The organism is Exiguobacterium sp. s193, assembly GCF_018618755.1.
Taxonomy (GTDB): Bacteria; Bacillota; Bacilli; order Exiguobacteriales; family Exiguobacteriaceae; genus Exiguobacterium_A.
Genome location: NZ_JACSMR010000005.1, coordinates 92,860 through 114,165, shown reverse-complemented (window position 1 = coordinate 114,165; position 21,306 = coordinate 92,860). Strand labels below are relative to the sequence as shown.

General features: G+C 47.6%; 18 protein-coding genes. All 18 read left to right on the top strand.

What is annotated here, in order from left to right; genetic code table 11:
• Positions 1–108 precede the first annotated feature (108 nt).
• Positions 109–576 (top strand): ribosome maturation factor RimP, encoded by a 468-nt coding sequence (gene rimP, locus KNQ04_RS08700; RefSeq protein ID WP_214849547.1) that lies wholly within the window; start codon positions 109–111, stop codon positions 574–576.
• Between the two features lie 16 nt (positions 577–592).
• Positions 593–1,705, top strand: a complete 1,113-nt coding sequence (gene nusA / locus KNQ04_RS08695) for a transcription termination factor NusA (protein ID WP_214849544.1) — start codon at positions 593–595, stop codon at positions 1,703–1,705.
• A gap of 3 nt (positions 1,706–1,708) precedes the next feature.
• Positions 1,709–1,978 (top strand): RNase P modulator RnpM, encoded by a 270-nt coding sequence (rnpM, locus tag KNQ04_RS08690; protein WP_214849542.1) that lies wholly within the window; start codon positions 1,709–1,711, stop codon positions 1,976–1,978.
• Positions 1,971–2,273 carry a YlxQ family RNA-binding protein gene (locus KNQ04_RS08685; RefSeq protein WP_029330734.1) on the top strand — a complete coding sequence of 101 codons (303 nt, stop codon included), beginning with the start codon at positions 1,971–1,973 and terminating at the stop codon, positions 2,271–2,273. Before rnpM ends, KNQ04_RS08685 begins: the two co-directional genes overlap by 8 nt.
• A gap of 15 nt (positions 2,274–2,288) precedes the next feature.
• Positions 2,289–4,463: a translation initiation factor IF-2 gene (gene infB, locus KNQ04_RS08675; RefSeq protein ID WP_251136957.1), complete on the top strand. Its 2,175-nt coding sequence runs from the start codon at positions 2,289–2,291 to the stop codon at positions 4,461–4,463.
• 35 nt (positions 4,464–4,498) lie between these two features.
• Positions 4,499–4,840 (top strand): 30S ribosome-binding factor RbfA, encoded by a 342-nt coding sequence (rbfA, locus tag KNQ04_RS08670; RefSeq protein ID WP_214849539.1) that lies wholly within the window; start codon positions 4,499–4,501, stop codon positions 4,838–4,840.
• Positions 4,841–4,895: 55 nt separating this feature from the next.
• Complete coding sequence (gene truB, locus KNQ04_RS08665) at positions 4,896–5,804, top strand: tRNA pseudouridine(55) synthase TruB (RefSeq protein WP_214849536.1); 909 nt, start codon at positions 4,896–4,898, stop codon at positions 5,802–5,804.
• Positions 5,805–5,820: 16 nt separating this feature from the next.
• Positions 5,821–6,750 carry a bifunctional riboflavin kinase/FAD synthetase gene (locus tag KNQ04_RS08660; protein WP_214849534.1) on the top strand — a complete coding sequence of 310 codons (930 nt, stop codon included), beginning with the start codon at positions 5,821–5,823 and terminating at the stop codon, positions 6,748–6,750.
• A gap of 123 nt (positions 6,751–6,873) precedes the next feature.
• Positions 6,874–7,143: a 30S ribosomal protein S15 gene (gene rpsO, locus KNQ04_RS08655; RefSeq protein WP_023468676.1), complete on the top strand. Its 270-nt coding sequence runs from the start codon at positions 6,874–6,876 to the stop codon at positions 7,141–7,143.
• A gap of 137 nt (positions 7,144–7,280) precedes the next feature.
• Entirely contained in the window at positions 7,281–9,500 is a 2,220-nt protein-coding gene (pnp, locus tag KNQ04_RS08650; protein WP_214849532.1) for a polyribonucleotide nucleotidyltransferase, read from the top strand.
• 74 nt (positions 9,501–9,574) lie between these two features.
• Positions 9,575–10,804: a M16 family metallopeptidase gene (locus KNQ04_RS08645; RefSeq protein WP_214849530.1), complete on the top strand. Its 1,230-nt coding sequence runs from the start codon at positions 9,575–9,577 to the stop codon at positions 10,802–10,804.
• 62 nt (positions 10,805–10,866) lie between these two features.
• Entirely contained in the window at positions 10,867–12,330 is a 1,464-nt protein-coding gene (locus KNQ04_RS08640) for a UDP-N-acetylmuramoyl-L-alanyl-D-glutamate--2,6-diaminopimelate ligase (protein ID WP_214849528.1), read from the top strand.
• Positions 12,327–13,586 (top strand): peptidoglycan bridge formation glycyltransferase FemA/FemB family protein, encoded by a 1,260-nt coding sequence (locus KNQ04_RS08635; protein ID WP_214849526.1) that lies wholly within the window; start codon positions 12,327–12,329, stop codon positions 13,584–13,586. Before KNQ04_RS08640 ends, KNQ04_RS08635 begins: the two co-directional genes overlap by 4 nt.
• Positions 13,586–14,248, top strand: a complete 663-nt coding sequence (locus tag KNQ04_RS08630) for a M15 family metallopeptidase (protein WP_214849518.1) — start codon at positions 13,586–13,588, stop codon at positions 14,246–14,248. The genes KNQ04_RS08635 and KNQ04_RS08630 overlap by 1 nt, the downstream gene beginning before the upstream one ends.
• A gap of 153 nt (positions 14,249–14,401) precedes the next feature.
• Entirely contained in the window at positions 14,402–16,066 is a 1,665-nt protein-coding gene (locus KNQ04_RS08625; RefSeq protein ID WP_214849516.1) for a ribonuclease J, read from the top strand.
• Positions 16,067–16,139: 73 nt separating this feature from the next.
• On the top strand, positions 16,140–18,299 hold the full coding sequence (locus KNQ04_RS08620) for a DNA translocase FtsK (protein WP_214849513.1): 2,160 nt from the start codon (positions 16,140–16,142) through the stop codon (positions 18,297–18,299).
• A 248-nt stretch (positions 18,300–18,547) separates the two neighbouring features.
• Positions 18,548–19,564 (top strand): BMP family lipoprotein, encoded by a 1,017-nt coding sequence (locus tag KNQ04_RS08615; protein ID WP_214849511.1) that lies wholly within the window; start codon positions 18,548–18,550, stop codon positions 19,562–19,564.
• A gap of 947 nt (positions 19,565–20,511) precedes the next feature.
• The gene (locus KNQ04_RS08610; RefSeq protein WP_029330710.1) at positions 20,512–21,231 is read left to right on the top strand and encodes a GntR family transcriptional regulator; all 720 of its coding nucleotides are present in this window, start codon (positions 20,512–20,514) and stop codon (positions 21,229–21,231) included.
• The last annotated feature ends 75 nt before the right edge of the window (positions 21,232–21,306 follow it).

The following is a 21,306-nucleotide window of genomic DNA, read 5'->3' as shown; positions in this document are numbered from 1 at the left end:
GAGCGGTTCATTATGCTATATTGAGTGAGGAAATGTTTTTTATACTACGACTTGGAAGGAGTAGGGGGACCTGCTCCTTTCTTGTTTGTTTTTTGAAGGAGGATGAAGATGACGAACGTAACTGAGAAGGTCGAGGCGCTCGCGAAACCAATCGTAGAACGAGAGGGGATGGAGCTTGTCGACGTCGAATTCGTCAAAGAGGGGGCGGATTGGTTCCTACGTGTCTCCATCGATAAGGAAGGTGGCGTTGACCTTGAGGATTGTGTCAACATCAACGAACAGTTATCGGAAGCATTGAACAATGATGATCCGATCGACGAACCCTACTATCTAGATGTTGCCAGTCCGGGCGCAGAACGTCCACTCAAGAAAACTGAGGATTTCGAAAAGGCGATTGGGAAACATATCTACGTCAAAACGAATGATCCGGTGAAAGATGCTACAGAGTTTGAAGGAACGTTACTCGCGTACACGGATGAGCTTCTTGAAATCGAAGTCCGCGTCAAGACACGAAAATTGAAAATTGAGATACCGGTGACCAAGATCGCGATGGCGCGACTTGCGGTACTGTTCTAAGGAAAGGAAGAGAACGATGGGACCAAAGTTACTCGAGGCGATCGAGCAAATCGCAAAAGAAAAAGAAATCGATAAGAATATTATCATCGATGCGTTAGAACAAGCATTGATCTCAGCTTACCGCCGCAACTTCGGCAAAGAGTCGGAGGCAGTCAAGGTCGAGTTCGACCAAAAAACAGGAGATATTCGTGTCTTCGCACTGAAGGAAGTCGTCGAACGCTTGACACAACCGGAAGAGCAGCTTTCTCTAGAAGAAGCACATGAAATCGATCCGACATACGAACTTGGGGACTTCCATAAAGTCGAAGTCACACCGGGGGACTTCGGACGTGTTGCTGCACAGACGGCGAAACAAATCGTCACACAAAAAATGCGTGAAGCGGAGCGGGAGCGCATTTACAATCACTTCGCGGACCGTGAAGATGAAATCATGACAGGGATGGTCGAGCGACAAGATGCGCGCAACCTCTATGTTAACCTTGAAGGAATCGAAGCAGTTCTGACGACACACGAACAAATGCCGAATGAACGCTTTGGTATTCGGGAATACATCAAAGTATACGTGACGAAAGTCGATCCAATGGTCAAAGGATCAGGCGCATCGATTCTTGTGTCACGGACACACCCTGGTTTACTCAAGCGTTTGTTTGAAATTGAAGTACCAGAAATCGCTGCTGGCGAAGTCGAAGTGAAATCTGTCGCGCGTGAAGCGGGAGATCGTTCGAAAATCGCGGTCGCGTCAGAGGATATCGACCCGGTCGGTGCATGTGTCGGTCAAAAGGGTGCGCGTGTTCAAAGTATCGTCAACGAATTGAACGGTGAAAAAATTGATATCGTTCGTTATTCCGATGATCCAAAAGAATATGTTGCGAATGCCTTGAGCCCAGCACAAGTCGTCAGTGTGTATGTCAACGAACCGGCGAAGGCGACAATCGTCGTCGTGCCTGATTTCCAATTGTCACTCGCAATCGGGAAGCGTGGGCAAAACGCCCGCCTTGCTGCGAAGTTGACAGGATGGAAAATTGACATCAAGAGTGAGTCGGAAGCAGAATCGATGGGTCTTCGAGATGTGTTCCTCAAAGATGAAGCAGTTGACGTGGAAGCGGTCCAAGTCGAAGGCGAGGAATAATTCGTGCAAAAGAAGGTACCTTTACGTAAATGCGTCATCACACAAGAAATGAAAACAAAAAAAGAGTTGATTCGCGTCGTTCGAACACCTGACAGTGAGGTTGTCATCGATCTTAATGGTAAGATGAATGGGCGAGGTGCCTATTTAACGAAAGATGTGACGGTCATCGAGAAGGCAAAGAAGAAGCGAACACTCGATCATCATCTGAAAGTCAAGACGACAGATGAACTATATGATCAATTGCTTGCAATCGCGGGAGGTACACATGAGTAAATGGGAATCGCTCCTTGGTCTCGCGAACCGAGCGCGTAAAGTGACGACTGGAGAAGAACTCGTACTGAAAGAAGTACGGGGAGGGCAAGCGAAGCTCGTCCTCTTAGCAGCAGATGCGGGGGCTGCAACGCGTAAAAAGGTTACGGATAAATGCACAAGTTACCATGTCCCATATCTTGAAGTCGGGGATCGTTCGATTCTTGGCCATGCACTAGGGAAAGACGCGCGTGTTGTTGTGTCAGTCAATGAAGCCGGATTTGCGAAAAAGCTAACTGAACTCCTCTCGAACGATTAATTGGAGGTGGATCCTTTGGGTAAACGTGTATACGAATTCGCTAAGGAACAAAATGTAACAAGTAAGCAGGTTATCGCACAGCTTGAAAAGCTTGAGAAACCCGTCAAGAATCATATGGCAGTATTAGATGAACAAACAGTACAGCAACTCGACAAAGTATTTAATCCCGAAAAACATCGGGTTGAAAAAACGGAGGCTCCAAAACAAGTGAAATCAGACAATAAACCGAACCGACCAGGAACAACTACTAATAAACCAGCAGGCAATCAATCACGTAATACAAAAGGTGGACGTCCAGAATTCGGAAACCGCAACAACCGCGGTGGGAAACGTCGTCCGAACCAAAAGAAAGCAGAACCACGTAAATTAGAAGTGGCTGACCCGAACTCAAAATCAAGTCAACGGAAAGCAGCACGCCGGGCACAAGAAGAAGCGATGGCGAATGTCGTTCAATATGCGGACAACTTGACGGTTGGTGAGCTTGCTGAAAAAATGGACAAAAAACCAAACGAACTCATCATGAAATTGATGGGCATGGGTGTCATGGCGACAATCAACCAAGATCTCGATGATGAGACAGTTGAATTGTTAGCATCAGACTTCGGTTTCGAAGTTGAAAAAACCGTTAAAGTTGACGAAACGGATTTCGATGCATATGAACTTGACCTTGATGACTATGAGTTGTCAGAACGTCCTCCTGTCGTCACAATCATGGGTCACGTCGACCACGGTAAAACGACACTTCTTGACTCGATCCGTAACACGAAAGTAACAGCGGGCGAAGCTGGTGGGATCACGCAGCATATCGGGGCATATCAAGTTGAAATCGATAACAAAAAAATCACGTTCCTTGATACACCAGGTCACGCGGCGTTTACGACAATGCGTGCTCGTGGAGCAGACGTGACAGATATCGCGATCATCGTCGTTGCAGCGGATGACGGTGTCATGCCGCAAACAGAAGAAGCAATCAGTCATGCGAAAGCAGCGGGAGTGCCAATCATCGTTGCCGTCAACAAAATGGATAAAGAAGGCGCTAACCCAGATCGCGTCAAACAAGAATTGACAGAGTTCGAACTCGTTGCGGAAGATTGGGGCGGCGATACGATTTTCGTACCGGTTTCTGCTTTAAAAGGCGACGGAATCGACGAATTGCTCGAAATGATTCTTCTTGTTTCAGAAGTCCAAGAATATAAATCAACACCAGAGATGAACGGACGCGGAACGGTCATCGAGGCGAAACTCGATAAAGGTCGTGGACCGGTTGCGACGTTACTCGTCCAACACGGAACACTTCGTGTCGGAGACCCAATCGTCGTCGGTCATACGTTCGGTCGGATTCGGGCGATGGTCAATGATATCGGTCGCCGTGTGAAAGAAGTCGGTCCATCCACACCGATCGAAATCACAGGCTTAAACGATGTACCAAAAGCCGGTGATCAATTCTTCGCGTTTGAAGATGAGAAAAAAGCGCGTCAAATCGGTGAAGCACGTTACCAACGTGAAATCGAAGCACAACGTCGCGATTCAGCGAAAGTCAGCCTCGAAGATCTCTTTGACCGCATCAAAGAAGGCGAAGTCAAAGACTTAAACATCATCATCAAAGGTGACGTTCAAGGTTCTGTCGAAGCTCTCGCAGGTTCACTTAAGAAAATCGATGTCGAAGGCGTTAAAATCAACATTGTTCACTCAGGTGTTGGTGCCATCACAGAAGGTGATGTCATCCTCGCTTCAGCAGCGAACGCGATCATCATCGGTTTCAACGTCCGTCCAGACGGTAACGCGAAATCAATGGCAGATCAAGAGAAGGTTGAGATTCGTCTCCACAAAATCATCTACAATGCGATTGAAGAAATCGAACAAGCGATGAAAGGGTTACTTGACCCTGAATTCGTCGAGAAAATCATCGGACAAGCGGAAGTCCGTGACGTCATCAAAGTTTCGAAAGTCGGAACGATTGCTGGTGGTTACGTGACGGAAGGTAAGTTGACACGTGCAGCAGGTGTCCGCGTCGTCCGTGACAGCATCGTCATCTATGAAGGGAAACTTGATACACTTCGTCGCTTTAAAGACGACGTCAAAGAAGTCGCGACTGGCTATGAGTGTGGAATCAAGATTGAGAAGTATGACGACATCAAAGTCGATGACGTCATCGAAGCCTTCATCATGGAAGAAGTCAAACGGAAGTAACAGAACGGAGATCATCCGAACTGGAGGGAATTCACATGAGTGTACGTTCAAACCGAGTTGCAGAACAAGTTCGTAAAGAGATTACGCAAATGCTCATCAAAGATGTTAATGATCCACGTGTCAAAGCGGTTACCGTAACAGGTGTCGAAGTGACTGGTGACTTACAACAAGCGACGATTTTTTATTCGGTGCTTGGTGACGAAAAAGTACGAGACGATGCACGCATCGGTCTTGAAAAATCAAAAGGGTTTATGCGTAAGGAAATCGGATCCCGGATCCGCCTTCGTAAAACACCGGAATTGATGTTCGAGATTGATACATCGGTCGAGTATGGGTCACGAATTGACGAGTTGCTCCGGAACTTGAACAAGGATTGACAAGATCAACAGGGCAACCACAAGCGTGGTTGCCCTTTTTTAGGAGGACGAGGAGATGGAACCGATTGGTGTGTTACCGTTAGATAAACCAGCTGGGATGACGAGTCATGATTGTGTGTTTCGGTTGCGACGGTTATTTCAAACAAAAAAAGTGGGACATACCGGCACGCTCGACCCGGAAGTGACCGGTGTTTTGCCAATCTGTCTCGGACGGGCGACGAAACTCGCACGCTTCATCACGGATGAAGGGAAACGGTATGTTGCGGAAGTGACGATTGGATACGCGACGACGACAGAAGATGCACATGGTGAGACGGTCGAGACGACACCTGTGGTGCAAGACGCGTTGACGGAAGCACAAATCGACGGCGTCCTAAAGCAATTGACAGGGCAGATTGAACAGACACCACCTTACTACTCAGCGGTGAAAGTCAACGGTAGAAAGTTATATGAATATGCCCGCAAAGGAATCGAAGTCGAGCGTCCGACGCGTCTAGTCGAGATTCATGAACTTCTCCGAACATCATCTGTCAGGTTCGAAGACGACGTTTGCCGATTCCAAATTGAAATTGCTTGCGGGAAAGGGACCTACATCCGGACGCTTGCCGTACAAATCGGCGAACAACTGGGTTATGCGGCGCATATGAGCCACTTACGCCGGACGGAGTCGGGGACAATCCAAGAGGGGGATGCCGTGACACTTGCGACACTCGAGGCCTGTGAGACGGTCGAGGAGCGTTTGGCGTATGTCTTACCGATTGAACAAGTCATTCAAAAGTGGCCGCGGATGACGGTTGATGCTGAAACGGCAGCTCGGGTCTTAAACGGAGCAAAACTTGCAAGCATTCCGGATGAATTCGAACTGTTTACTGTCTATAATGAAGAGGACGTACCGTTAGCGATTTATCGCCGTGACCCTGAAATCAATATGGGGCGCGTCGAGGTCATGTTACAAATCGATTAAGATCGGAGAGATCGGGATGGAAATCATTCATTTAACATATCCGGAAAAACCAGTCGAGGAACCAGGAATCATTGCACTCGGATTTTTTGATGGGGTTCACCTCGGACATCAACAAGTATTACAAACAGCAATCGACAAAGGGAAAGAACTCAAACTTCCTGTTACCGTGATGACATTTGATCCCCACCCGAAGCAAGTGCTCGGAAAAAGTGACGATCAAATCCGCTACATCACTCCCCTTGACCGAAAACTCGAAAAAATGGCACAGCTCGGCATCGACCGTGCTTACGTGATCGAGTTTACGGTTGCTTTTTCAGAACTCTCTCCACAAGAATTCGTCGATACGTATTTGATTGGGGCGGGAGCGAAACATATCGTTGCCGGATTCGATTATTCCTATGGGCGATTTGGTGCCGGGAAGATGGCGACCCTTGATTTTCATAGTCGCGGGCAATTTACACACACGACGGTCGCTGAACAACAGGCAGATGATGAAAAAGTCAGTTCGACCCGGATCCGGAAGCTGCTTGCAGCAGGGGAAGTCGAAGCGGCAGCGAGTTTACTCGGAGAACCGTACCAACTGAAAGGTATTGTCATTCATGGCGATGCACGGGGAAGACAAATCGGCTTCCCGACGGCGAACATCCGTCCGGAATTTGCCTATGTCATTCCGAAACTCGGTGTCTATGCGACGCGGGCGCAGCTCGAAGACGGACGGACGTTTCCAGCGATGACGAATATTGGACGGAGACCAACCTTTTACGAAACGGGAGAAGTCAGTGTTGAAACCCACTTACTTCAGTTTGATGAAGATTTATACGGGCAAGAATTGAAGCTCGAGTGGATTGCGTATTTACGTGACGAACAGGCATTTGACGGGATCGAGAGCTTAAAAGCACAACTTGCTCAAGATAAAATCGAAGCGGCACGCCGTTTAAACGTTTGACAGAAGAATAGCGGTTCGTTATGATAAGTCAGTACGATCACGTACAGCCGATTGACTTGGCATCAGGTCTCACCATCCGATGCTCGGCAATCCGGTCATTTAAAAGATGGAGGTGGAGTGACAATGGCACTCACTAAAGAACGTAAAAACGAAATTATCGAAGCTTATGCTACGAAACAAGGCGATACTGGTTCGCCGGAAGTACAAGTTGCTGTTTTAACTGAACAGATCACAACTTTGAACGATCACTTACGTACACACAAAAAGGATCACCACTCACGTCGTGGTCTCTTGAAAATGGTCGGTCGTCGCCGTAACTTGCTCACATACCTTCGTAACAAGGATGTTGCTCGTTACCGTTCATTGATCGAACGTCTTGGTCTTCGTCGCTAATCCGACTAAAAGGACAAGTGGAAGCAGGAGCATCGTCTCCTGTTTCTTTTTTTTGCCGATTCATGGACATTTGGCGCAAGAACCTACATAATTAGATTTGAATGAAAAAACGGATAGCAGTGAGAGGAGATTTGTGCATGTCACAAACAAAACAGACGTTTTCGACCGAACTCGGTGGACGTCCTTTAACAATCGAAATCGGTCAATTGGCCAAACAAGCGAACGGGGCAGCGATGATTCGCTACGGTGAGACAGCTGTTCTCGCGACGGTCGTTGCATCGAAACAACCGAAAGATTTAGATTTCTTCCCATTAACAGTGAACTATGAAGAAAAATTATATGCAGCAGGTAAAATTCCAGGTGGCTTCTTGAAACGTGAAGGACGCCCGGGAGAAAATGCAATTTTAACATCACGGTTGATTGACCGTCCGATTCGCCCGCTCTTCCCAGACGGTTTCCGTCACGACATCCAAGTCGCGACGACTGTTCTTTCGTCAGATCCGGACAACTCGTCAGAAGTTGCAGCGATGATCGGCGCATCAATCGCGCTTTCGATCTCTGATATTCCATTCGACGGTCCGATTGCGGGCGTGACGATTGGTCGTGTTGACGGAGAGTTCATCATCAACCCGACAGCAAGCCAGGCTGAAGCAAGTGATATCGACTTGCAAGTCGCAGGTACAAAACATGCCGTCAACATGGTTGAAGCAGGCGCGAAGGAAGTATCGGAAGAAGCGATGCTCGAAGCGATCTTACTCGGACATGATGTCATTAAAGAATTGATTGCGTTCCAAGAAGAAATCGTTGCCGCTGTCGGAAAAGAAAAATTTGCGTACACGGTATCATCGTTTGACGAGGCACTCGTTGCACGTCTGAAGACGGAAGCGTTAGCAGAAGTGACGACTGCCGTCCAAGTCGAAGAAAAACAAGCGCGTGACGTCGCAATCAACGAAGTCATCTCAAAATATATCGATCTTTACGCAGCAGACGAATCGGTCACGGAAGCACAACTTGCTGAAGTATCCGGTGTGTTAAATAAGTTCGTCAAAACAGAAGTCCGCCGCTTGATCACAGAAGATAAAGTCCGTCCGGATGGTCGTGGGCTTGCTGAAATCCGTCCGCTCGACTCAGAAATCGGACTCTTGCCACGTGCCCACGGGTCTGGTCTCTTCACACGTGGTCAAACACAAGTCTTGTCTGTCGCGACGCTTGGTGTCGCCGGAGATGCACAAATCATCGATGGACTTGGTCTAAAAGAAGAAAAACGCTTTATGCACCACTACAACTTCCCACCGTTCTCAGTTGGGGAAGCGCGTCCGATGCGTGCACCAGGTCGTCGTGAAATTGGTCACGGAGCACTCGGAGAACGGGCGTTACAACCTGTTTTACCATCAGAAACAGATTTCCCGTATACGATCCGTCTCGTGTCGGAAGTGCTTGAATCCAATGGGTCGTCTTCACAAGCCTCAATCTGTGGTTCAATCCTCGCGATGATGGATGCCGGCGTACCGCTTAAAGCACCAGTCGCAGGAATCGCGATGGGCTTGATTAAAGAAGGCGAAAACTACTCGATTTTGACTGACATTCAAGGTATGGAAGATCATCTCGGCGACATGGACTTTAAAGTCGCAGGAACAAAAGATGGTGTGACTGCTTTACAAATGGATATGAAAATTGGTGGCATCACACGTCAAATTCTTGAAGAAGCACTCGAACAAGCGCGTCTTGGTCGTTTGCACATTCTCGAACACATGAATTCGGTCATTGCTGAACCACGTGTCGAATTGTCGAAATATGCACCGAAAATCGTTACCCTCAAAATCAATCCGGATAAAATCCGTGATGTGATTGGACCCGGCGGTAAAGTCATCAATGCGATCATCGATGAAACAGGCGTCAAGATTGATATCGACCAGGATGGAACGGTCTTTATCGCATCGACGGATCAAGATGGCATTAACCGGGCACGTCAATTGGTCGAGGACATCGTCCGTGAAGTCGTCATCGGTGAAGAATTCGATGGAACGGTTCGCCGAATTGAGAAGTTTGGTGCGTTCGTCGAATTATTTAAAGGAAAAGACGCGCTCGTCCATATCTCTGAACTTGCACTCGATCGAGTCGGTCAGACGGAAGACGTCGTTAAACTTGGTGACAAACTGAAAGTCCGTGTCACAGAAGTCGATGACAAAGGGCGTGTCAATGCCTCTCATAAAATCCTTCTTGTCGAAGGGATGAGTGCAGAAGACCGTGCCGCATATGATGAAAAGAAAAAAACAGAGCGTGACAACCGCCCGCCACGTCGGGATACAGGATCTCGCCCACCACGTGACGGACAACGTCCACCACGTCGTAACTAATGAAAACAAGGTGGCTCAACGGTGCGGATGTCGCAGCGAGAGCCACCTTGTTTCCGATTCAGGAGGAAACTATTATGGTCGAACGGATACAGCTAGAAAATGGTGTACGGATTATCATCGAACGGATGCCGAGCGCACGGAGTGTAGCGACAGGAATCTTCATCAAAGCCGGTTCGCGAACGGAAACACCTGAAGAACATGGGATCAGTCATTTGATTGAACATATGATCTTTAAAGGAACGAATCAGTTTTCAGCAAAAGAGATTGCGGTTTACTTCGATCGACTTGGTGGAAATATTAATGCATTCACAAGTAAGGATCAGACGTGTTATTACGTCAAGACATTAGATGAACATGCGGCGACGGCATTCGACGTCTTAGCGGATATGTTCCTTGATTCGACATTCGACGAAGAAGAACTCGAAAAAGAGAAACGCGTCGTGATTGAAGAAATCAAAATGTATGAGGATACGCCGGACGATCTCGTCCATGAACTACTGGCGATCGCGGCTTATGGCGAGGATGTCATGGCGCGGCCAATCCTCGGTACGGAGGAAAGTGTTCTCCGGATTAACCGACAGATGATCATGGAGTATATGAAACAGGCATATGCGCCGGACCAAATCGTCATCTCGATCGCAGGTCACGTCACGGATGCATTGGTCGACCAAGTAAAGGAACGATTCCGTGTCATGACGCGCAGCGATGCAACACGTCCGATTGTGTTACCTGAATTAAAAAATGATGTCATCCGAAAGGAAAAGGATACAGAACAGGTCCATCTTTGTTATAATTTCCGTGCAATCGATTCAACGGATGAGCGCCTACCGGGGCTTGCATTATTGAACAATGCCTTTGGGGCGACGATGTCTAGCCGCTTGTTCCAATCGATTCGGGAAGATCGTGGACTCGCCTATTCCGTCTTTTCCTACTACACGACGTTCGACGATCATGGAACGTTTACGATTTATGTCGGAACGTCACATGAGACGCTACAAGAAGTCGAAGACGTCTTAGAAGCTGAAGTAAAATTATTGCTCGAAAACGGCTTGACGGATAAAGAATTAGAAGATGGGATTGAGCAGCTGAAAGGGTCGCTCATCCTTGGGAATGAAGGAACGTCGAGCCATATGAACCGGAATGCACGGAACGAACTTCATTTAGAGAAACACCCGACATTAGAAGAAGTCATCGAAGAGGTCGAGCGCATCACAAAAGAAGACATACAAGCGTTGATTACACACATCTTTGGAGCGCCACCTGCTAAGGCGTACATCTTACCGGAAGCAGAAGAAGCGGAGTAACATCGCGTTTTAAGCGAAATAAGTAAACTAGAAAACAAGTTGTCGAGAAAGAAGGAATCCCCTTGAATTTAGTTGAATTAATCGAAGCCATTCAAGTCCAAAAAATCGAACGAATGGCAGATGCGGAAGTCGGCTCATTAACGACAGATTCACGTGACGTGAAACCTGGGACATTATTTGTTGCCATTAAAGGCTATACAGTGGATGGACATGCGTATGCCCAGCAAGCGGAAGCGAAAGGGGCCGTCGCCATCATCGCGGAACATACACTCGATGTGACGATTCCGGTCATTCTTGTCAGAAGTACGACACGGGCGATTGCCGAACTTGCAGGGAAGTTCTATGATTATCCGTCTGAAAAAATGCGGATGATCGGCATCACGGGAACGAACGGGAAAACGACGACGACGACGATCGTTCGTGATGTATTGGCACAGTTAGGGCGAAAGACGGGAATCATTGGAACGGTCGAAGTGAAGATTGGTGACCGTGTCGTCCCGAGCCGAAATACGACACCACAAAGTTCTGAACTCCAAGCCTTTTTCCATCAGATGCATCAAGAAGGTGTCGAGGATGTCATCATGGAAGTCTCGTCGCACGGTTTGGAACTTGGCCGTGTCACGGGTGCAGATTTTGATGTAGCGGGTTTTACGAACTTAACACACGACCATCTCGACTTCCATAAGACGTTCGAAAACTATGCCCGGGCAAAAGGGTTATTGTTTGCGCAACTCGGACAACGCCTGTCCGATAAGAAAGTCGCCGTCTTGAACGCTGACGATGCGACAAGCGAACTGTTTGAAATGATGACGGGCGCACGCGTGTTGACGTACGGAATTGATCAGCCTGCTGATTTACAGGCACGTAACATCACGCAGACGCTTCAAGAGACGACGTTCACGATTGATTATCAAGATGAATCGGTGGAATTGACCGTTCAATTCATCGGTCGGTTTAACGTCTACAATTTATTACTCGCGACAGGCATCTTGTTATCACTCGGTTACCGCTTACCTGAGATTTCGAATGCGATCACTCAGATTCAGCCGGCAAAAGGACGGATGCAACGCTTGCCGATCGAGGGATATAATGTCTATGTCGATTATGCCCATACGCCAGACGGCATCGAACAGTGTCTGAAGGCACTTGTCGACGTCCCGAAGGAAAAAATTGTTTTCTTGATCGGCACGGGAGGAAACCGTGACGTGACGAAGCGGCCGATGATGGGACAACTTGCTTCGACGTATGCCGGAACGGTCGTCGTGACGACGGATGATCCACGCTTCGAGTCGTATGAGTCGATTACGTCCGGTATCGCTTCCGGCATGTTACACGACCAGTTCGTCGAAATCGGTGACCGAGTTGAAGCCGTCCGTTATGCGGCAAGTCTCGCCCGTCCCGATAACATCGTCATTCTAGCAGGAAAAGGGCATGAAAAATATCAAATCATTGGTGACGAAAAAACACCACTCGACGAAGAAGAACTCGTCAAAGAGATGATACGCCAATTGGAGGAAAAGCAGTGAATTATCAACCACTTGAATTAACGACTGAGCAATTTGAAACGTTTGTCAAAACGCATCCGAAAGGGGACTTATTGCAGTTACCGGCATGGGGCGCAGTAAAACAAGCGACGGGTTGGACACATCAACGTGTCGCCGTCGGAACAGCCGACGGTCAACCGGTCGGCGTCGCGTTACTCTTGTTTAAAAAAGTTCCGAAACTTCCCTTTACATTATGTTACGCACCACGTGGTTTTGTCGTTGATTATGCCGACAAGGATGCCGTTACGGCGTTACGTGACGTGACGATTGCTGTTGCAAAATCACAAAAAGCGATTGCGATTAAAATCGATCCGAACATTGACCGTGATGAAGATCCGACACTGTTGACAGAAATGATGGCACTCGGATTTAAACATAACGGTTTCGGCGGTGGATTTGACCATGCGCAACCCCGCTTTACGATGGAGACGAACCTTGAAGGAACCGAAAAAGAAATTTTTGACGGTTTCCATTCGAAGTTCCGATATAATGTCCGGCTCGCAGAACGAAAAGGAATCGTTTGTTACGAAGCGAGTCGTGATGAACTGAAGACATTTGCGAAGCTGATGGTCGAGACGGGTGAGCGGGACGGATTTTCTGTCCGGGGTCTCGCATATTTTGAGAATCTTTATGACAACTTGCGTCCGAACGGCGATGCAGCGCTATTTTTGACGAAACTCGACGCGGCGAAGGCCCTTGAAAGTACGGAAGCATTGTTACTTCAAGCTGACCGTGAATTGACAAAAATTCACCGTCAGCTCGAAAAAGAGACGACCGAGAAAAAAATCAAGAGTCTCAATAATCGTTTGGAACAGACGACGGCGCAAATTGATAAGGCCGAGAAATCAAAAACCGAATTGATGGCGATTGCCGCGAAGTATCCAGACGGTGTCATCCTCTCGGGAGGACTGTTAACACTTGCCGGACGCCGGTCGTATTATCTTTACGGTGCATCGTCAAACGAATACCGTGAGTTCATGCCGAACCACTTGATGCAATGGACGATGATGCAGTATGCGAAAGCCCACGGTGCCCTTACGTATGATTTCGGTGGTGTCAGCGGGTCGACGGATCCGGACGATCATTATGCAGGGTTATATGCGTTTAAATCAGGCTGGGGAAGCCAAATGGTTGAAAAAGTCGGGGAGTTTGATTATGTCTTGAACAAACCGCTCTACTTGTTACTTGAAACGGGTCTGCCGATTTTGAAGAAACTCCGGAAGAAGTTCCGCCGCTAATGAAGAGAGGAACAATCTTTGCCTGGATATTGTTTTTATTCGCGATGTTCGCGGTGGGATTGTTTCTTGCCGCTTCGACGAACCGTTTACCGTCGATTTTGCTTGATCAGCCGGATTTAGGGATCGATAGCTGCCCCCGTGACCGCGCGGGGGAAGACCGTCTGATTGCAGCAAGCCGTGGCAATCTAAAACAACTGCATCCGGCTGTCGAAGCAGGTGCAAAAGATTTAATTCGCATCAGTCACTCCTGCTACAACATCGATATTCGGGTTACACAAGGGTACCGGACAAAAAAACAACAAGATGCGTTATATGCACAAGGTCGTTCGAAGTCAGGTGATATCGTGACGAATGCACGTGGGGGAGAGTCGATGCATAACTATGGTCTTGCGATTGACTTCGTGCAAATGATCGATGGCAAGATTTCCTACGATGTCGATTATGACGGGAACCAATCGGGTAAAAGTGATTGGCGTGAAGTCGCAGATGTCGGGAAGGCACTTGGTTTTGAATGGGGAGGGGACTGGAAACGATTCGTTGACTACCCTCACTTTGAGATGAACTTCAATTATTCGTTAAGTGAACTGAAGTCGGGTGCCCGACCGGGTAAACAAGAAAAAGCCAATCGTACAGAAGAAATCGAGCAGCTGCTTGAATCGTAACGAACCGTCATACCGGACGTATTTTGATTCGGTATGACGTTTTTTTTTAGTTTTCCTAGTCCCGTTGTTGGCAGGAAGGCAAAGTTCGGCTAGAATAGTGATAGTGATAAGTGGACGGCTCACGAAAAGTGAATATAAATAGGAGGTCATGTTGTGTCAAAGAAAAAGACGGAAAAAGTAAGCGTCTTTGCTCTTGGTGGAGCTGGTGAAATCGGTAAGAACATGTACGTCGTCGAACTCGACGAAGACATCTTCGTAATCGATGCCGGTTTGATGTTCCCAGGAGATGAGATGCTCGGAATCGACAAAGTCATTCCGGACATTAGTTATTTAAAAGAAAATAAAGAACGAATTCAAGGGATTTTCATCACGCATGGTCACGAAGACCATATCGGTGCACTCAGTTACGTCTTACGTGACTTAAAAGTACCCGTATACGGGACACGCTTGACACTTGGGTTGATCGAAATCAAATTAAAAGAAGCCGGTTTATTGAAGAAGGCAGATCTTCGTCCAATTGATGCCAAGACGAAATTAACCGTTGCGGGACATTTCATCACATTCTTCCGCGTCAATCACTCGATTCCGGATGCAGTCGGGGTATGTATCCAAACCTCACAAGGCGCAATCGTCCATACGGGGGATTTCAAGTTTGATTACACGCCAGTCGACGGCAAACAAGCTGACTTCGGGAAAATTGCAGCAATTGGGCAACGTGGTGTCCTCTGCCTCTTATCGGATTCGACGAATGCAGAGCGACCGGGTATGTCTGGGTCTGAATCGACGGTTGGTTCTGAATTAAATGATGTCATCTATGAGGCACCGGGTCGCGTCATCGTCGCATCCTTCGCATCGAACGTTCACCGCTTGCAGCAAGTATTTGCTGCTGCTGAAGCGAACAACCGGAAAGTTGCGGTCGTCGGAAGAAGCATGGTCAATATCGTCGAAGTCGCGCAACGTTTGAACTATTTGCGCTTTAAACAAAAAACATTGATTGAATTATCGGAAATCAACCGCCTAGATGATAATCAAGTCGTCATCTTAACGACCGGTTCACAAGGGGAACCGATGGCGGCATTAACACGGATGGCACGCAATGCACATAAACAAGTCAACATTCGTCTAAACGATACCGTTGTCGTCGCAGCGTCACCGATTCCAGGGAATGAGAAATCGGTTTCGAAAACGATTGATCTTCTGTTCCGTGCCGGAGCGAACGTCATTTATAACCAACGTAAAGTTCACGTGTCGGGTCACGGTCACGCGGAAGACTTGAAGTTGATGCTCAACTTAATCAAACCGAAGTTCTTTATACCGATTCATGGGGAGTTCCGGATGCAAAAAGCACATAGTCGTCTCGCGCAGACGGTTGGTGTCAATGCAAATAATATCTTTATCATCGAAAATGGTGATGTCGTCGAATTTGAGAAACGAAAAGCCCGGATGTCACGTAAAGTGAATGCCGGAAACGTTTTGATCGACGGGATTGGCGTCGGCGACGTCGGGAACATCGTGTTACGCGACCGCCGTCTCTTATCGCAAGATGGTGTAGTCCTCTGCGTCATCACGATCAGTCGGAAGAACAAGACGATCGTTTCAGGACCAGAAATCATTTCACGTGGATTCGTGTACATGCGTGAATCTGAGGATATGATCAATGAAGCAAACCGGATCGTCGCAAAACAATTGCAAGGCAAGTTAGGCGGAGAACTTGATTGGACTGAGATGAAGTCATTGATTCGAGATAAGCTAAGCTCTTATCTATATGAACAGACAAAACGTCGTCCAATGATTTTACCGATCATCATGGAGATTTAACAAGGTGAGCGACTCAGATCGACCGATTCCTGGTCAGCTGAGTCGTTTTTTAATAGGAGGAGGTGTATCAAACATGGCGACGACGAAAAAGAAACCAGTCCGAAAACAACCGACGGCACGAAAACGTCCACCCGCAAAAAAACAACGACGCCCCCTTCCATATCGTACATATGCCGGTATCTTAGCCGTGTCATTATTATTGGCGTACCTTCTTGCGTTAGGAGAATTTGGTCGGGTTGGCGAAATGTTAGCAGAACAAGCAGCAGCTGTTGTCGGTCAATTTGGTTCATTACTGTACGGTCTACTCGGTGGACTAATGCTCGTGTTGTTATCCCAGCTTGAAGGTACGAAAAAATGGGCGATCACGTTGCTCGTATTCGGTCTTTTGATTTGGCTCGATTTGTTGATTGGTGAGCCGAGAGGTGCACTGAACGGCTGGTTGTATCAAGGTTCCGCTTATTACATTTCGAGTTTCGGGGCCTTTTTGATTGGATTGTTCTTGATTGTGACAAGTATTCATTTACTGGAGCCCTTGTTCTTCCGTGAACTTGGTCAAGGGCTGCTCGAACGGTACGAGGCGTTTCGTAACCGGGAACGCCGTGTCCGAGAGCAACGGGAGCGACCAGTGAAGGAAAAACAAGAACGGAAGCGACTTGAGCGACAAGCTAAACCTGCTACGCTTAAGACGGAAGCTGTCAGTCCACCCGTACCGGACATGGAACCGGAAGATCCGACGGAAAGCATTCAGGATGTCCCGATCATTGGTTTTGCTGATCATGTCGAACCACAGGCAAAAGAGTTGCAAGGTCCTTTGACGATGACAGAGACACCAGATGGGTATCAATTGCCGTCGCTTGACTTGTTGATGGAACCGACAGCTAAAGACTTGTCCGGTGAGAATAAACGATTGAAAGATAACGCCACAAAATTGATTGCGACATTGAAGTCGTTCGGAATCGGGGCAAAAGTCTTAAAAATTCATTTAGGGCCGAGTGTGACGAAGTACGAAATCGAACCCCATCAAGGGATTAAACTCAGCCGGATCACGGGACTTGCTGACGATTTAGCACTTGCGCTCGCCGCAAAAGATATTCGGATTGAAGCACCGATTCCCGGGAAGGCGGCTGTCGGGATCGAGGTACCAAACCGTGAAGTGGCGATGGTATCGCTACGTGAAGTTCTCGGGGCAGAAAGTGTCCAAGCCGATTCCGACCGCTTACTCGTCGCCCTCGGACGGAGTATCTCAGGTGAGACGGTGACAGCAAAACTAAATAAGATGCCCCATGTGCTCGTCGCTGGGTCGACGGGTTCAGGGAAATCCGTGTGTATCAACGGGATGATCGTCTCGATATTGATGCGGGCCCGCCCGGATGAAGTCCGGCTGATGATGATTGATCCGAAGATGGTTGAGTTGAATGTCTACAATGGAATCCCGCATCTGCTCGCACCGGTCGTCACCGATCCGAAAAAAGCCGCACAAGCTTTGAAACAAGTCGTCTCCGAGATGGAGCGGCGTTATGAAATCTTTAGTCAAAATGGCGCCCGTAATATCGAAGGATATAACGCGTTGATTGATAAGATGAATGCAGAAGAAAAAGTCCATCAGCGTTTACCGTATATCGTCGTCATCGTTGATGAGTTGGCCGACTTGATGATGGTCGCTTCAAACGAAGTCGAAGATGCAATCATGCGTCTTGCCCAAATGGCACGGGCAGCCGGCATTCATATGGTCATCGCAACCCAGCGGCCGAGTGTCGATATCATCACGGGTGTCATCAAAGCGAACATTCCGTCCCGGATTGCGTTCAGTGTCTCGAGCGGAACCGATTCGCGGACGATCCTTGATACGAGTGGGGCAGATAAGCTACTCGGACGCGGTGACATGCTGCTGCTTGGGAATGGGATGAATAAACCGGTCCGAGTCCAAGGTGCCTTCTTGTCAGACGAGGAAGTCGAAAAAGTCGTCAACCATGTCATCAGTCAACAAAAAGCACAGTATGTGGAAGCGATGATTCCAAAAGATATTCCTGAAGGTGAGTCGGACGTCGATGATCCATTGTACGATGAAGTCGTCCAGTTCATTTTGACCCAGGAATCGGCTTCGACCTCGATGATTCAACGGAAGTACCGGATTGGATATAATCGTGCGGCACGGTTGATTGATGCGTTAGAGGAAAATGGATTGGTCGGTCCATCAGAAGGATCGAAACCACGCCGTGTCATGGGACGTTAAGTAATTAACAGAGGAACCAGCGTTCACATCGTGAGCGTTGGTTTTCTTTACATGTAAGAAAATATTAAAAAAGTCTAAATGAGAACGATTTCATGAAAAATAGTTGTCAGACGTCTGTTGATTTTCTCTGAATACTTTGTCATACTCAGTCATATGAGTTGACTGCCTTGTATAGAGGCAAGTGAGCAGCTTTTTTACAAATAGATAATGAAAGCGCTCACATAAAGTAGAAGAGGAGCTGGATGGCAATGAAGAAAAAACAGGTACTTGTATCAGCGATGACAGTGGCGACAGTAGGACTGGCAGCATGTGGTGGAGCAAACGACAGCGACAAAGGGAAAAAAGAAGAATTTTCTGTTGCGATGGTTGCCGATAAAGGCGGAATTGATGATAAATCGTTTAACCAATCTGCTTGGGAAGGACTTCAAGCATACGGGGAAGAAAATGACCTGAAGAAAAATGAAGGATACTCATACCTCCAATCTAAATCACAACAAGACTATCAACCGAACTTGTCTCGTCTTGCACGTGGTGGCGAAGATCTTATCTTTGGAATCGGAAACACGTTTAATGAAGACATCAAAACGGTTGCCGGTCAATTTAAAGATACGCAGTTTGCGATTATTGATAATGTCGTCGAAGGAGACAACGTGACATCGATTACGTTCAAGGAAAACGAAGGTGCCTATCTTGCAGGTATCGTCGCTGCGATGGAAACGAAAACGGATCATATCGGATTTGTCGGCGGGATGAAGATGGATGTGATCGAACGGTTCCGGGCAGGCTTTGAAGCTGGCGCAAAATCCGTCAATCCAAAAATCAAAATCGACGTGCAGTACGCGGAAGATTTTGCTGCGCCAGAAAAAGGACAGGCGATTGCAGCGGGTATGTACGGTAAAGGCGCAGACATCATCTTCCCAGCAGCTGGTGGGACAGGGAACGGTGTCTTCACAGAAGCGAAGAACCGCAAAAAGAACGGGGAAGAAGTTGCGGTCATCGGTGTCGACCGTGACCAACAAGAAGAAGGCATGCCGGAAGACGTTACGTTGACATCCGTCATCAAGCGTGTCGATCTCGCAGTGAAAGATACAGCGAACGAAGCGAAAGCAGGCAACCTTAAAGGTGGAGAGACTGTTCAATACGGCTTAAAAGAACAAGGTGTCGATCTCGTCGAGTCTAAAAAAATCTCGAAAAAAACGCTTGATATGTTAGAACAGGCAAAAGAAGAAGTCATCTCTGGTAAAACAGCAGTACCTGAAAAATAAGCAATCCAAGACGATCGGACATTCTTAGATAGAATGTCCTCGGACTGTAGACAACGTGCTATCGGGAAAACAAGCGTCTTTTTTCGTTGCTTTCCTCGGGCGAGGCGCAAGCCGTTGCTCCTTGATCCTAACGGACAAGAAGCAGGGTCTTGCCTGCCTCTAAACGTGCGTTAAAAACGCACTTTTCCCCGTAGGAGTCAACGAAACGCGACGCTTTTTAGATAATACCGTGAGGGAAAGCCGGGCAGGCAGACGGTTTAGGGCGCAATTCGTCTCGTTATCGCCTGTTCATGCTTCATAAGAGTTTGTCTACATGCTAAGGACATTCTTAGGTAGAATGTCCTCGGACTGTAGACAACGTGCTATCGGGAAAACAAGCGTCTTTTTTCGTTGCTTTCCTCGGGCGAGGCGCAAGCCGTTGCTCCTTGATCCTAACGGACAAGAAGCAGGGTCTTGCCTGCCTCTGAACGTGCGTTAAAAACGCACTTTTCCCCGCAGGAGTCAACGAAACGCGACGCTTTTTAGGGAATACCATGACGAAAATCCAGTCATGCAGACGGTTTAGAGCGCACTCCGTCTCGAATCGCTTTTGAAGCGAAAAGCAATCGGTCGCGACCCTGCAGCTTTGCTGTAGCGGCGAGACTGATGCCGCTTTGAAGACGAGGCGAGACAGGGAAGCGCGACCGGATTGTCTCTCGTTATCGCATGTTCACGATTCATAAGAGTTTGTCTACAAGCTAAGGACATTCTTAGGTAGAATGTCCTATTTTATTCCAAAAGAAGTTGCGATATGAAAAGGGTTACAAAAGCGCCAGAAGTCAGACTTCTAACCTGTTACAAAATGATTGCAGGATTGTGTTCGACGTCATATACTTATCTTGGCTGGAGTTCTCATACGTCAGAAGTCTGAGCACTGGTTACAACTAGATAGAGGATGGAGATGCGTCATGTCGATTAAATTAGATCATCGTTTGCTTTATTTACGAGTGATTGAAAAAATCAAGTCCGACATCGATGACGGCGTTTACAAGGAAGGCGAGAAACTACCTTCAGAGTTTGAACTTTCAAAGCAACTTGGCGTTAGTCGAGCGACTCTTCGAGAGGCTTTACGAATTCTTGAAGATGAGAACATCGTCATCCGTAAGCACGGTGTCGGTACGTTTATCAATGCAAGACCACCATTCACTTCAGGGATTGAAGAATTGTATAGTGTGACGGAGATGATTGCGCGCGCTGGTATGATTCCGACATCAGAAGTGTTGTCGTCAGAAATGGTTCAACCGACGGAACGTGACCGAGAACGTTTTCAACTTGGTCCGGATGAACTGGTTTATCGAATCGAACGAATCCGACTCGCGGGAGATGTTCCTGTTGTCTATTGCGTCGATAAGATTCCAAGCCATTATATTAAAAATGAAGAGCAGTTTACGTCGTCGACGTCACTGTTTGACGCACTAGAAAAAGAATTAGGTCGTCGAGTCACACATGCGGTCACGCATATCGAACCTCGAATCGATCCGAAAATCGCTGAACAATTACATACGGACCAACCCTTGCTCGCATTGCGGCAGACGCATTACGATGAGCTCGACCGATCCGTTCTTTATTCAGCGAACTATTTCCGTGCGGATAAGTTTGATTTCCACGTCATCCGTAAACGTGTATAATCGATTGTTTTAGGAGTTTTACTGAAAGCGCTTCCGCTAACCTACGTAACGCTCCTCATCACCAGCCTCAGGTGC

Coding starts and splice junctions, on each gene's coding strand:
- rimP (WP_214849547.1), top strand. CDS start 109: ATGACGAACGTAACTGAGAAGGTCGAGGCGCTCGCGAAACCAATCGTA.
- nusA (WP_214849544.1), top strand. CDS start 593: ATGGGACCAAAGTTACTCGAGGCGATCGAGCAAATCGCAAAAGAAAAA.
- KNQ04_RS08685 (WP_029330734.1), top strand. CDS start 1,971: ATGAGTAAATGGGAATCGCTCCTTGGTCTCGCGAACCGAGCGCGTAAA.
- rbfA (WP_214849539.1), top strand. CDS start 4,499: ATGAGTGTACGTTCAAACCGAGTTGCAGAACAAGTTCGTAAAGAGATT.
- truB (WP_214849536.1), top strand. CDS start 4,896: ATGGAACCGATTGGTGTGTTACCGTTAGATAAACCAGCTGGGATGACG.
- KNQ04_RS08660 (WP_214849534.1), top strand. CDS start 5,821: ATGGAAATCATTCATTTAACATATCCGGAAAAACCAGTCGAGGAACCA.
- rpsO (WP_023468676.1), top strand. CDS start 6,874: ATGGCACTCACTAAAGAACGTAAAAACGAAATTATCGAAGCTTATGCT.
- pnp (WP_214849532.1), top strand. CDS start 7,281: ATGTCACAAACAAAACAGACGTTTTCGACCGAACTCGGTGGACGTCCT.
- KNQ04_RS08645 (WP_214849530.1), top strand. CDS start 9,575: ATGGTCGAACGGATACAGCTAGAAAATGGTGTACGGATTATCATCGAA.
- KNQ04_RS08630 (WP_214849518.1), top strand. CDS start 13,586: ATGAAGAGAGGAACAATCTTTGCCTGGATATTGTTTTTATTCGCGATG.
- KNQ04_RS08620 (WP_214849513.1), top strand. CDS start 16,140: ATGGCGACGACGAAAAAGAAACCAGTCCGAAAACAACCGACGGCACGA.
- KNQ04_RS08615 (WP_214849511.1), top strand. CDS start 18,548: ATGAAGAAAAAACAGGTACTTGTATCAGCGATGACAGTGGCGACAGTA.
- KNQ04_RS08610 (WP_029330710.1), top strand. CDS start 20,512: ATGTCGATTAAATTAGATCATCGTTTGCTTTATTTACGAGTGATTGAA.